At 61.7% G+C, this 11,937-nt stretch carries 11 protein-coding genes; 5 read left to right on the top strand and 6 right to left on the bottom strand.

All coding sequences use genetic code 11. From position 1 onward, the window contains the following. Positions 1-80: 80 nt before the first annotated feature. Positions 81-1,613, bottom strand: coding sequence for an AhpA/YtjB family protein (locus tag AB1462_RS03920; RefSeq protein ID WP_259193365.1), 1,533 nt, complete (start codon positions 1,611-1,613; stop codon positions 81-83). A 133-nt stretch (positions 1,614-1,746) separates the two neighbouring features. On the opposite strand from AB1462_RS03920, the gene serB reads away from it, so the two are divergent. Next, positions 1,747-2,961, top strand: coding sequence for a phosphoserine phosphatase SerB (gene serB / locus AB1462_RS03925; protein WP_028615502.1), 1,215 nt, complete (start codon positions 1,747-1,749; stop codon positions 2,959-2,961). 110 nt (positions 2,962-3,071) lie between these two features. Here serB and asd read toward each other — a convergent pair whose 3' ends face one another. From asd to AB1462_RS03940, 3 genes are read right to left on the bottom strand one after another with little or no spacing between them, the layout of a single operon-like run. After that, complete coding sequence (gene asd / locus AB1462_RS03930; RefSeq protein ID WP_003171334.1) at positions 3,072-3,932, bottom strand: archaetidylserine decarboxylase; 861 nt, start codon at positions 3,930-3,932, stop codon at positions 3,072-3,074. A 16-nt stretch (positions 3,933-3,948) separates the two neighbouring features. Then, the gene (locus tag AB1462_RS03935) at positions 3,949-4,764 is read right to left on the bottom strand and encodes a rhodanese-like domain-containing protein (RefSeq protein WP_367246213.1); all 816 of its coding nucleotides are present in this window, start codon (positions 4,762-4,764) and stop codon (positions 3,949-3,951) included. 58 nt (positions 4,765-4,822) lie between these two features. Further along, a complete protein-coding gene (locus AB1462_RS03940) occupies positions 4,823-6,358 on the bottom strand; it encodes an HDOD domain-containing protein (RefSeq protein WP_259193363.1) in 1,536 nt (511 codons plus the stop codon). Between the two features lie 167 nt (positions 6,359-6,525). Between AB1462_RS03940 and motA the strand changes: the two genes are divergently transcribed. Both motA and motB read left to right on the top strand, forming a co-directional pair. Then, on the top strand, positions 6,526-7,377 hold the full coding sequence (motA, locus tag AB1462_RS03945) for a flagellar motor stator protein MotA (protein WP_053139364.1): 852 nt from the start codon (positions 6,526-6,528) through the stop codon (positions 7,375-7,377). A gap of 3 nt (positions 7,378-7,380) precedes the next feature. After that, positions 7,381-8,403 carry a flagellar motor protein MotB gene (motB, locus tag AB1462_RS03950; RefSeq protein WP_090400871.1) on the top strand — a complete coding sequence of 341 codons (1,023 nt, stop codon included), beginning with the start codon at positions 7,381-7,383 and terminating at the stop codon, positions 8,401-8,403. 49 nt (positions 8,404-8,452) lie between these two features. On the opposite strand, the gene rsgA is transcribed toward motB, so the two are convergent. After that, complete coding sequence (rsgA, locus tag AB1462_RS03955) at positions 8,453-9,484, bottom strand: small ribosomal subunit biogenesis GTPase RsgA (protein ID WP_053139368.1); 1,032 nt, start codon at positions 9,482-9,484, stop codon at positions 8,453-8,455. 108 nt (positions 9,485-9,592) lie between these two features. Between rsgA and orn the strand changes: the two genes are divergently transcribed. Next, a complete protein-coding gene (orn, locus tag AB1462_RS03960; RefSeq protein ID WP_010213620.1) occupies positions 9,593-10,135 on the top strand; it encodes an oligoribonuclease in 543 nt (180 codons plus the stop codon). 100 nt (positions 10,136-10,235) lie between these two features. Beyond that, positions 10,236-10,853, top strand: coding sequence for a trimeric intracellular cation channel family protein (locus tag AB1462_RS03965; RefSeq protein ID WP_172681530.1), 618 nt, complete (start codon positions 10,236-10,238; stop codon positions 10,851-10,853). Here the strand turns inward: AB1462_RS03965 and queG are convergent. Next, the gene (queG, locus tag AB1462_RS03970) at positions 10,850-11,914 is read right to left on the bottom strand and encodes a tRNA epoxyqueuosine(34) reductase QueG (RefSeq protein ID WP_090400870.1); all 1,065 of its coding nucleotides are present in this window, start codon (positions 11,912-11,914) and stop codon (positions 10,850-10,852) included. The genes AB1462_RS03965 and queG overlap by 4 nt on opposite strands. Positions 11,915-11,937 lie beyond the last annotated feature (23 nt).

An 11,937-nucleotide genomic window follows, 5' to 3' on the forward strand; every position in this document is an offset into this window, starting at 1 on the left:
GCCCCCGATAACGGTGGTTCAGTTAATAATGTGCTAACTGGTACTCCGCAATCGGGGGCAAGCCCCCTCTCACATGTTCTTCAGGGCTTGGAGCGAGTCTCATGCATCCGCGCCAGCTGCCGCTCCAGCATCGATGGGTACGGCTCCATCAACCGTTCCACGCAGCTTGCCCCCTCAGGGCTGGCAATCGGGCGAATACGCGCGCGTTGTCGGATCAGCGTGTCTTCACTGATCTTGCGCTCCACCAGCAGCAGGTTGCGGCTGTGTTGGGACAAGGCCAGTGCATCCTGGGCGTTTTCAGTGAGCAGCAAGTCGATCTGGCTCATGCCAAACAGGTCGTCGCCCACGGTGAGGCCCAGTTGCAGTTGCAGGGTGATGCCACTGTCGGCGACTTCGATCTGCAATTCATGGCCCAGGGCGCGCAGCAACTCACCGCAGCAAATCGCGTTGGTCAGGTAGTCTTCGCCGCTGTCTTCGCTGTGGAACAGCATAAGCGTGCTGCCATCGTTCAGGGTGTGCAGTTCGCTCTGGTACAACGAGGCTGCCTGGTCGAGGCAGTCGCGGTAGCGTTCCAGCAGTTCGGTCAGGCGCGCACGGGGCAGGCGACGCAATTGGTCCTGGGCACCCAGTTGCACGGCGAGCACAGCGCTGTACTGCGGCTCGCTGCTGCGTGCCGGCGCGGCCTTGGGGGCGATTGCGGCGCTGTCAGATGACGTATCGCGCAGGTCGGCGAAGGGGTCTTCATCGTCCAGCTCGTCTTCCTCGGCCTTGAATGCATGGCGCGGTGCAGGCTTGAGGCCCGCCACCGGAGGGCGCTCGTCGAAGCCCGGGTCACGCAGGTTGCGTACTTCGAACTCGGGTTCGGCGTCGTAATCGGTGTCGTCGTATTCAGGCTCAGGTTCGACTTCGGGCACCACAGGTTCCGGGGCGAAGCTGGCATGCAGCTGGCGGGCAAGGTCGCCGATTTCATCCTGGCGGTCGGTCGCCGGGGTGTGCTCGTCGATGTCCCGCAGCCAGATGCGCAATTGCATCAGCGGCGTGGAGATATGCCGCCCCAGGCGCAGGCTCAGGGCCAGGGCCAATGCCAGCAGGATGGCGCTGAGGATACCCATGCTTTGCAGGCTGATGGTCATCGGCTGCTGGAACTGCTGCATGTCGAGGCTGATACGCAGTTGGCCGGCCTTCACATCCTGAAACGTGATATTGCTCTGGTACAGGCCTTCGGCTTCGCCCAGCAGGCCGTTTTTCGGGCGCTGCCCGGCTTCGGCCATGATGCGGTTGTCCACGCTGTAGATGGCGGCATGGGCCACGAGCGGGTTCTTGGTCAGGTTGTTGAGCAGCACGTTGAGGCTGAGGATGTCGTTGGACACCAGCAGCTCAGTCGCCGAAGTGGCGGTCTGAGTGGTCAGGCTCTCGCCCAGGGCGTCGGCTTGCTCGTGCATGGCCTGCTTGAATTGCAAACCCATCACGCAGGCGTAGATCACCAAGGCCAGGGCGACCAGGATCACGTTATGGCTGGCGATGCGTAATGCGATCGGTACACGGCGGTGGCGCAGTGCCCGGAAGATCAGCAGGAAGAAGTTGTCGGTTTTTACTGGCGTGGGCCGGTTCACTTGAGCTCGGCTCTTGGTCCGTGAAGTTGACGCGCAGTATAGCGACAGGCCCAAGACCGGCAAAGCGCTGGCTGTGCCCGATGGTCACTGAAAGTGGGTAGAATGCGGTTTTTTTCCAGCCTGGGGGTGCGCCTTGCGCGAAATTGTCCTGATTAACATCACTGGGGAAGACCGCCCAGGTCTTACCGCAGCCATTACCGGCGTTCTGGCCCAGGGTGGTGTGAACATTCTCGACATCGGCCAGGCGGTGATCCACGACACGCTGTCGTTCGGCATCCTGGTGGAAATTCCCAGCACCGAGCAGGCCTCATCGGTGCTCAAGGACATCCTGTTTACGGCGTATAAGCTGGATCAGCAGGTGCGTTTCACCCCGGTATCCGAAGAGGATTACCAGCAGTGGGTGGCCGGCCAGGGCAAGAAGCGCCATATCGTGACGCTGCTGACCCGCAAGGTCACCGCCGAACAGCTGCAGCGCGTCAGCTCGATTACCGCGCAGTATGGTTTGAACATTGACCATATCGACCGTCTGTCGGGTCGCATGCCGTTGGACACTCCGGCCGACAAGGGCAAGGGCTGCATCGAGTTCTCCGTGCGCGGTGAGCCGGCCGACCCGCAAGCCCTGCGCGCCGAATTCCTCAGCGTGGCCCAGGAGCTGAATGTCGATATCGCCTTCCAGGAAGATTCGCTGTTCCGCCGCAACCGTCGCCTGGCGGTGTTCGACATGGACTCCACGCTGATCGAAGCCGAAGTCATCGACGAGCTGGCCAAGGCGGCCGGCGTGGGTGAGCAGGTTTCCGAAATCACCGAGCGCGCCATGGCCGGGGAATTGGATTTCCGCGCCAGCTTCAAGGAACGCCTGGCCTTGCTCAAGGGCCTGGATGTGAGCGTGCTGGACTCCATCGGCGCGTCGCTGCGCCTGACCGAAGGCGCCGAAACCCTGTTCGCCGAACTCAAGCGCCTGGGCTACAAGACGGCGATCCTGTCGGGTGGTTTCACTTACTTCGCCAAGCAATTGCAGGCCAAGCTGGGCATCGACTATGTGTTCGCCAACGAATTGGAAGTGGTGGATGGCAAGGTGACCGGCGTCGCGGTCGAGCCGATTGTCGATGCGCAGCGCAAGGCGGATCTGCTGAAGGAACTGGCCCACAAGGAAGGTTTGCGTCTGGAACAGACCATTGCGGTCGGCGACGGCGCCAACGACTTGCCGATGCTGGCAATCGCCGGTTTGGGTGTGGCGTTCCGCGCCAAGCCATTGGTCAAGCAATCGGCCAAGCAGGCGATTTCGACCTTGGGGTTGGATGGCGTGCTCTATCTGCTGGGCTTTCGCGACCGCGACGGTCAGCTGTAACTGACTAAATGTAGGAGGGGGCTTGCCCCCGATGGCAGTGGTTCAGTCACTGATGTGTTGACTGATACCCCGCTATCGGGAGCAAGCCCCCTCCCATATTGGGTTCGGTGTCAGGCTTTAGGTAAAGCGATACCCTGGCCCATCTGCACCGGCGAACCCGCCACCAGTTCCTCTGCCCACTTCACCTGATCCGGCCCGAACAGCACGATCGCGGTGGAGCCCAACTTGAAGCGACCCAGCTCCGCACCCTTCTCCAGGTGAATCGGCGCGCGCGCAGCTTCGTCATAGCGGAAAGTTTTCAGCTCGCGCTTCGGCGGAGTAACCAGGCCGGCCCAGACGGTTTCAATCGACGCCACAATCATCGCACCCACCAATACCACGGCCATCGGGCCGCGTTCGGTGTCGAACAGGCAGACAACACGCTCGTTACGCGCAAACAACTCCGGCACGTTTTCGGCGGTGGTCTGGTTTACCGAGAAAATCCGCCCAGGCACGTAGACCATTTCGCGCAGGGTACCGGCCAGAGGCATATGCACTCGGTGGTAGTCCTTCGGCGACAGGTAAATGGTGGCGAAATCGCCGCCCATGAACGGCGCAGCGACCGCCGCATCACCGCCCAACAGCTCCAGCACGCTGAAGCTGTGGCCTTTGGCCTGGAACACGCGGCCATGTTCGATAGGGCCAAGCTGGCTGACCGCGCCATCGGCTGGGCTTAGTACTGCGCCAGGGGTCTGGTCCAGTGGGCGGGCGCCGTCTTTCAGGGCGCGGGTGAAGAAAGCGTTGAAGTGCTCGTAAGCGGTCACGTCTTCTACCAGGGCCTGGGACATATCCACTTGATAGCGCTTGGCGAACCAGGTGGTGAAGGCATTCTTGAACCAGCGCACGCGGCACTCGGCGATGCAGCCGGCCAACCGCGACAGCAGGTGGTGCGGCAGCAGGTACTGGCTGAGGATAAACAACTGCTTTTTCATTTACTGTCCTTAAACCTTAAATCTCGACGGGAGTGTCGGGGTGGTTGCCCCATTCGCCCCAGGAACCGGCATAACCTTTGACTCGCGGATAACCGAGCGCCTTGGCCACCAGGTAGGTGAAGCCAGAGCGGTGGTGAGTCTGGCAGTGGGTGATGATTTCTTTGTCTTTGGTCAGCCCGAGGCTTTCGAGGATCTGCGGCATGTCGCGGCGGATGCGCAGGTTGCGCTCTTTGTCCATGCCGGCCGTCCATTCGAAATTCACCGCGCCGGGGATATGCCCGCCTTTGGCTGCGAGCACTTTCTCGCCGGAATATTCCAGCGGCCCACGCGCATCCCAGACGCCCAGGTCGGCAGCCCCAAGACGGCTTTGCAGGTATTCGCGGGTAGCGGTGGGGCCGTCATGCAGCGTGAGGCTGACTGGACCGCCGGCCGCGGCGGGCACGTCGGTGGAGAGCGGGTATTTGCCCTCCAGCCACGCGAGCAGGCCGCCATCCAGATAGTGGTATTTCTGGTGGCCGATCACGTCGAGCATCCAGATAAAACGCCCGGCCCAACCACCGCCTTCGTCGTCATAGACCACGTAGGTAGCGTCGGGCGTGTGGCCCAGTTCGCCGAACAGTTTCTCGAGATCAGCCTTGCCGGGCAGCAGGCCGGGTGCCGGTGCCTGGCCCAGTTGGGTGCGCTTGGGGTCAACGAAATGCGCGCCGGGGATGTGCCCTTCGGCGTAGCGGGCGGCACTGGTGAGGTCCACCAGAATCAGGTGCTCGGCATCCAGTAGACCGAGCAGGTCACTGGATTCGATCACCAGCGGCAAGCCAGAGAAGTCAGGCATGTGAGGTCTCCTGGGCACAAATGTTGGCGATTAAAGGACGGCGATTGTAGCGCAAGCATCAGGCGCTGCGGTTGGTAAAGCTGTGCAGGGCTTTCTCGATGCATTGGGCGGTTTTACCGAAGGCCTGCACGGTGGTTTCCGAGAACGGCCCGCCGCCCTGGTCGGCGACCATCACCATCACCACGCGACCGTTGCAGCTCATGGAGCGCAACAACAGGTGCTCGCCGGTGAACAGGCGGCGCAGGATCGGCGGCAGCAGTGCCGAGAACTGCGCGTGGTTTTCCGGCGTGAGGCGCACCTGGGCGGACTTTTCCAGCAGGCGCTGCAGCAGCGTGCTGTTGACCACATCCAGGCTCAGGTTGGCGGCATCCTTCGGCAGGCCGTCGGCCTGATGTACGCGCAAGGTGCTCAGGGCACGATCGGCCATAAACAACAGGACGCGCTGCATGCCACTGGCCACCAGGGCTTCCTTGGCGCACGTAGTCAAATGCATGGCGTTGGCAAAGCGGCTCGGCTCCACCAGCAGTTCGGTACAGCGCTTGCGCCAGACAGCCAGGGCTTCGGCGGTAGGCGGTGGCGCGGGCAGCAGGCCGCGATGAATCTTGTGCACATGCCACGGCCAGATCAGCGACAGCGCCGGGTGCCAGAGGTCGGGCATCAAGGTGTCGCGGGCACTGGTGACGGCTTGCTGGTGGACCTGTTGCTGCACTTCGCTCAGGGGCTGCTGCAGGTACAGTGCTGTGAGGTATTGCCAGCGCTGGGTATGCGGGCAGGTCCAGGACTCCTGGGCCGACATCGCCAAGCCGTTGGCCAGCAGCACCGTGTTGGCCGGCTGGTTTAGCCAGCGGCGCAGGTTGGGGGCGGCGTCGAGCAATTGCTGGTGGCGCAGGGGGTCGTCTTCACGGGCGATATGCAGGGCCTTGACCAGCAGGCGCTGCTCGGTCCGCAACAGGGTATAACCCTGGGACACCCAGATCGGCAGGTGCCATGTCTCGGTCAAGCCCAGGCACAGGTCCAGCAGGCGCACGCCGAACAATTCCTGTTCGACCTTGCGTGCCGACTCGCCTTTGTGGATGACCCGCAGTTCCCATTCCTCCAGGAGCTTGGGATAGGCAACGGCCATAGGCCACAGCGGTGAAAGAAACAGCAGGCTGCCCCAGTGAATGTCCTGCCACAGCCGCGCCAGGCGGCTGCCGAATAATCCGTTGGCTTGTTGCGAGGCGTGTTGGCTGACCAGCAACAGCTGGCGCAGCGCGACGGGAATGTCAGGGGCGGGCACCGACGGCAGGCGTGCCAGCAGTTCCTCGGCGCGTTTGAGGCCCAGGCGGTTAAGCGCCACTTCGAGGTTTTCCGCCGGCGCCGTCAGGCTGCCATGGGTGTGGCTGTTGGCCTCGCGCATCACGCTGAGCACCAGGGCCGGGCTGTTTTGCATCAGCTCGGCAATATCTCGCAACGAACTGCGGCTATCGCGTATGGCTTTGCACACGCGGTCATGGCTGGCCTGTGGGACAGGCAGCAGCACTTCGTCCAGGCGCTTGATCCAAGCGGCTAGAGAAGTAGGTTTTGCAGTTGGGACTGTCGTTTCATTAGCCATGATTGGGGCGCGATCATCACTTGCGGTCAACACACCCGGAGCGGGCCGAACTGGCTTTTCGCCTTAACGGGCTATAGTCTGGCGCAGTTTTGCCGATAAGTAGAACAAGAGTTTTTCAGTTCCCCCAAATATGTCCATGAACCCGACGGCGCAAGTACTCATCTCCTATGGCTAAAATTATCGGCATTATCGTCGTCTTCGCGAGCGTGCTCGGCGGGTACGTCCTGTCCCACGGTAAAATTGCGGCACTGATCCAGCCTTTCGAGGTGATGATTATTGGTGGTGCGGCACTGGGTGCCTTTCTGCAGGCGAACCCCGGCTACATGACCATGCACGTGATCAAGAAGTCGCTGGGCATGTTCGGTTCGCGCTTCACCCACACCTTCTACCTGGAAGTGTTGGGCCTGGTTTACGAGATCCTCAACAAGAGCCGCCGCGAAGGCATGATGGCCATCGAGGCCGACATCGAAGACGCCGCGGCCAGCCCGATTTTCGCCAAGTACCCGGCCGTGCTCAAAGATGAGCGCATGACCGCCTACATCTGCGACTACCTGCGCATCATGTCCTCCGGCAACATGGCTCCCCATGAGCTGGAAGGCCTGTTCGACATGGAATTGTTCAGCCTCAAGGAAGAGCTGGAGCATCCTTCCCATGCCGTTACCGGTGTGGCCGACGGCATGCCCGGCTTCGGTATCGTCGCGGCGGTACTGGGTATCGTGGTGACCATGGCCTCCCTGGGCGAAGGTGACCAGGCGGCTATCGGCATGCACGTAGGTGCGGCGCTGGTGGGGACCTTCTTCGGTATTCTCGCGGCCTACGGTTTCTTCGGCCCGCTGGCGACCTCCCTGGCCCACGACGCCAAGGAAGAAATCAACCTGTACGAATCGATCAAGGCCAGCCTGGTAGCCTCCGCTTCCGGCATGCCGCCTTCGTTGGCGGTGGAGTTCGGTCGCAAGGTGCTGTACCCCAAGCATCGCCCAAGCTTCGCCGAGCTGGAACAAGCGGTTCGCGGTCGCTAAGCCATGGAAAACAACCAGCCGATAATCATCAAGCGCGTCAAGCGCTTCGCTGCGGGGCACCACGGTGGCGCCTGGAAAATCGCTTTTGCCGACTTTGCGACGGCGATGATGGCGTTCTTCCTGGTGCTGTGGCTGATGTCCACCGCGACACCCGAACAGAAGATCGCCATCGCCGGCTACTTCAAAGACCCGATTGGCTTCTCGGAAAGCGGTACGCCCTTCGTGATCGACCTCGGCGGTTCACCGCAATTGGCGCCTGAGCGCACCATCAACCCGGAAGTCAAAACCGAAGCACCGCAGGAAAAAATCCCGATCGAGCGCGACACCGTCGAGGCCATGGCTGAGCAGGTCGAGCAGGAACGTCTTGAGCTGCTGCTGCAAGAGTTGCAGAACAAGGTTGAGGAAAATCCGCAACTGCTGAAGTTCAAGGATCAGATTTCGTTCGAAATCACCCCGGATGGCTTGCGCATCCAGATCACCGACGCCGCCAACCGGCCGATGTTCGACTCTGGCAGCGCGCGCCTGAAACCATACTTTGAAGACATCCTGTTGGCCATGGCCGACACCATCAAGGCAGTGCCGAACAAAATCAGCATCAGTGGCCACACCGACGCCAAGCCCTACGCGGGCCAGGGTGATTTTGGCAACTGGGAGCTTTCGGCCAACCGTGCCAACGCGGCGCGTCGGGCACTGGTTGCCGGCAGCTATCCGGACCCGCAAGTGGCGCGGGTGGTGGGTTTTGCCTCTTCACAGCTGTTTGATCCCAAGGATCCGTTCAATCCGATCAACCGCCGTATCGACATCGTGGTGTTGACCAAAAAGGCCCAGCGCGCGATTGAAGGTGATCAACCCGCACCACCACCGGGCCCAACGCCGGGAGCGGGCGCGCCAGGTGAAGTGCCGGCCGATCCGAACGCCATTCCGCCCGGCCAGGAGCCATTGCCGGCCCATGAGCTGCGGCAGAAGCTGAACCTGTTTGATGAGGGTGGGGTGAAAGCCCCTGCGGTGCCTGGGACGGGTTCCTAAGTCACCTACAATAAGGCCGCGATGATCGCGGCCTTATTGTTTCGCAAGTTTAGTAACTGCTTTCCGGCAGGCTCGCAATAATCGACCGATAGCTGTTCATGCGCTGCTGCTGCACGCGGCCGTCTTCCAGGGCCTTGAGCAGGGCGCAGCCCGGCTCGCGATCGTGTTTGCAATCGCGGAAGCGGCAGGTGCCGATCAGGTCGTTGAATTCGATAAAGCCCGCTTCCACATCGCTGCGGCTGACGTGGCCGAGGCCGAATTCACGAATACCAGGGGAGTCGATCAACTCACCGCCGCCCGGGAAGTGGAACAGCCGCGCCGTGGTAGTGGTGTGAGTGCCCTGGCCGGACAGCTCCGACAGCGGACCCACGCGGGTATCGACTTCCGGGAGCAGGCTGTTGACCAGCGAGGATTTGCCTACGCCCGACTGGCCGACAAACACGCTGATACGCCCGTCCAATTGCTGTTGCAGCTGTTCCATGCCGTTGCCGTGATGGGCCGAGACTTCCAGCACCGGATAGCCCAGGGTGCGGTAGACCGCCAGCAGCGCGTTGAGCGCGGGGGCATTCTGCTCGTCAATCAGGTCGAATTTGTTCAGCAGCAACAGTGGGCGAATGCCGGCATGCTCGGCCGCCACCAGGTAGCGGTCGATCAGGTTGGCATGGGGCTCGGGCAGCGGCGCGAACACGATCACGATCATGTCGACGTTGGCCGCTACCGGCTTGAGCTGGCCGCGGCTGTCGGGGCGGCGCAGTTCGGTGGTGCGCGGCAGTTGGGCGACGATCACGCCGATGCCCTGGTTGCCGGCGCGCCAGACCACCTTGTCGCCGGTCACCAGCGCAGGCAGGTTGGCGCGCAAGTGGCAGCGGAACACCTGGCCCGCGAGTTCGCCTTCCAGCGCCTCGACTTCGACCTGCACACCAAAGTGCGCGATCACCAGGCCCGTCTGTTCGGGCCCCAGGTCGCCGCCCTCGAGCGCGTCCACGGCGGAGGATTCACGTTTGGCGGCGCGTGCGGCGCGTTCACCTTGAATCTTTTCGATGCGCCAGTTTTGGCGACGATTGAGCTGGCGTTTGGCCATTGGTGTTCCGTGTCGATAATGCAAAGGTTAGGTAAAACGGTCGCGAGTCTAGCACGGCCCCGCCTGCTAAACTGCGCAGCTACGCCAAGGTGCCAAGAGAATCAAGCCATGCAAAACCCACAGAACCTGATTTGGATCGATCTGGAAATGACCGGTCTGAACCCCGACACCGACGTCATCATCGAGATGGCGACCATTGTCACCGACAGCAACCTCAACACCTTGGCCGAAGGTCCGGTGATCGCCATCCACCACAGCGACGCCGTGCTCGCCACCATGGACGAGTGGAACACCCGCACCCACGGCAACTCCGGCCTGACCCAGCGCGTGCGTGACAGCCGCATCAGCATGGCCGAAGCCGAAGCCGAAACCATTGCCTTCCTGGAAAAGTGGGTGCCCAAAGGCAAGTCGCCAATCTGCGGCAACAGCATTTGCCAGGACCGTCGCTTCCTTTATACCCACATGAAGGCGCTGGAAAGCTACTTCCACTACCGCAACCTGGACGTGTCCACGCTCAAGGAACTGGCTGCGCGCTGGGCGCCGGAAGTCAAAGACAGCTTCCATAAAGGCAGCACCCACCTGGCGCTGGATGATATTCGCGAGTCGATCGCCGAGCTGCAGCATTACCGCAAGCATTTCATCAAGGCTTGAAGAACCGGCGCCTTCGCGGGCAACTCGATTTATCGCCAGGCGCCCCCTTTTGGTGCCATCAGCAAATGATTAGACTGCCGGCCTCTTTGCAAGGATCGCCATCATGCTGCTGATGCTCTACCTCATCGCCATCACCGCCGAAGCCATGACTGGCGCCTTGTCTGCCGGCCGGCGCGGCATGGACTGGTTTGGTGTGGTGCTGATCGCCTGCGTGACGGCGCTGGGCGGCGGCTCGGTGCGCGATGTGCTGTTGGGGCATTACCCGCTGACGTGGGTCAAGCATCCCGAATACCTGGTGCTTACCTCCGTCGCGGCGCTGGTGACGATCTTTATCGCACCGTTGATGCGCCACCTGCGCTCGCTGTTCCTCGCGCTGGATGCCGTGGGCCTGGTCGCGTTTACGTTGATTGGCTGCATGACCGCCCTGGAAATGGGCCACGGCATGCTGGTGGCGTCGGTCAGCGGGGTGATCACCGGCGTCTTCGGCGGCATTCTGCGGGATATTTTCTGCAACGATATTCCGCTGATCTTTCGCCGTGAACTGTACGCCAGCGTGTCGTTCCTCGCCGCCTGGTTCTACCTGCTGTGCCTCTACCTGGAACTGCCCAGCGAGCAGGCAATTCTACTGACCCTGTTCAGCGGTTTTCTATTGCGCCTGCTGGCGATCCGCTTTCACTGGGAAATGCCCAAATTCGTCTATAACGACGACGTGCACTAACGCGCTGCGTGCTGGTTCAGCGCCCATTCCACATGCTCGCGCACCAGCTCCGACGGGTAATCCCGACGCGCCTTCAAGGCTTCCAGCACCGGGATGCTCGACGGCGCGTTGCCCAGGCCCACCGCCAGGTTGCGCAGCCAGCGCTCATAACCGGCACGGCGCAAAGGCGAGCCTTCGGTACTGCTGAGGAATTTATCCTCATCCCACATGAACAGCTCCGCCAGTTCTGCGTTATCCAGATTGTGCCGTGGCTTGAAATCACTTTCGGCAGTGGGTCGCGCGAAACGATTCCAGGGACAAACGATCTGACAGTCATCGCAGCCGAATACCCGGTTGCCGATCAGTGGGCGCAGGTCTTCAGGAATCGCGCTCTTGAGTTCGATGGTCAGGTAGGAAATGCAGCGCCGGGCGTCCAGTACATAGGGGCCGACGAACGCATTGGTAGGGCAGATGTCCAGGCAGGCGGTGCAGCGGCCGCAGTGTTCGGTACTGTGCGGCGGATCGACCGGCAGCGGCAAATCCACAAATAGCTCGCTCAGGAAGAAATAACTGCCGGCCTTGCGATTGAGCACCAGGGTGTTTTTACCGATCCAGCCAAGACCGGCTTGTTCGGCAATGGCTTTTTCCAACACGGGCGCGCTGTCGACAAAGGCGCGAAAGCCGAAAGGCCCGATCTGCGCCTGGATACGGTCGGCCAACTGCTGCACGCGCTTGCGGATCAGCTTGTGGTAATCGCGGCCCAGGGCGTAGCGCGAGATGTAGGCTTTTTCCGGTTTTGCCAGCAGTAGCGCCATCTGCGTATCGCCGGGCAGGTAATCCATGCGCAGCGACACCACGCGCAGAGTGCCTGGCACCAGTTCGTCCGGGTGCGAGCGTTTGCTGCCATGGGCGCCCATGTATTCCATCTCGCCGTGGTAGCCCGCGTCGAGCCAGCGTTGCAGATGTTGTTCATGCTCAGCCAGGTCCAGGCCGCTGATGCCGACTTGTTGAAAGCCCAGCTCGCGGCCCCAGTCTTTGATCGATTGGGCGAGGGCGGGCAGATCGGAGGTAATAGCGGGCATGAGACACGGGAAACCACAGGTTA

The organism is Pseudomonas sp. SB113 (assembly GCF_040754745.1).
In the GTDB taxonomy this organism is placed as follows: Bacteria; Pseudomonadota; Gammaproteobacteria; order Pseudomonadales; family Pseudomonadaceae; genus Aquipseudomonas; species Aquipseudomonas grimontii.

Coding starts and splice junctions, on each gene's coding strand:
- asd (WP_003171334.1), bottom strand. CDS start 3,932: ATGAAAAAGCAGTTGTTTATCCTCAGCCAGTACCTGCTGCCGCACCAC.
- AB1462_RS03935 (WP_367246213.1), bottom strand. CDS start 4,764: ATGCCTGACTTCTCTGGCTTGCCGCTGGTGATCGAATCCAGTGACCTG.
- AB1462_RS03940 (WP_259193363.1), bottom strand. CDS start 6,358: ATGGCTAATGAAACGACAGTCCCAACTGCAAAACCTACTTCTCTAGCC.
- motA (WP_053139364.1), top strand. CDS start 6,526: ATGGCTAAAATTATCGGCATTATCGTCGTCTTCGCGAGCGTGCTCGGC.
- motB (WP_090400871.1), top strand. CDS start 7,381: ATGGAAAACAACCAGCCGATAATCATCAAGCGCGTCAAGCGCTTCGCT.
- rsgA (WP_053139368.1), bottom strand. CDS start 9,484: ATGGCCAAACGCCAGCTCAATCGTCGCCAAAACTGGCGCATCGAAAAG.
- orn (WP_010213620.1), top strand. CDS start 9,593: ATGCAAAACCCACAGAACCTGATTTGGATCGATCTGGAAATGACCGGT.
- queG (WP_090400870.1), bottom strand. CDS start 11,914: ATGCCCGCTATTACCTCCGATCTGCCCGCCCTCGCCCAATCGATCAAA.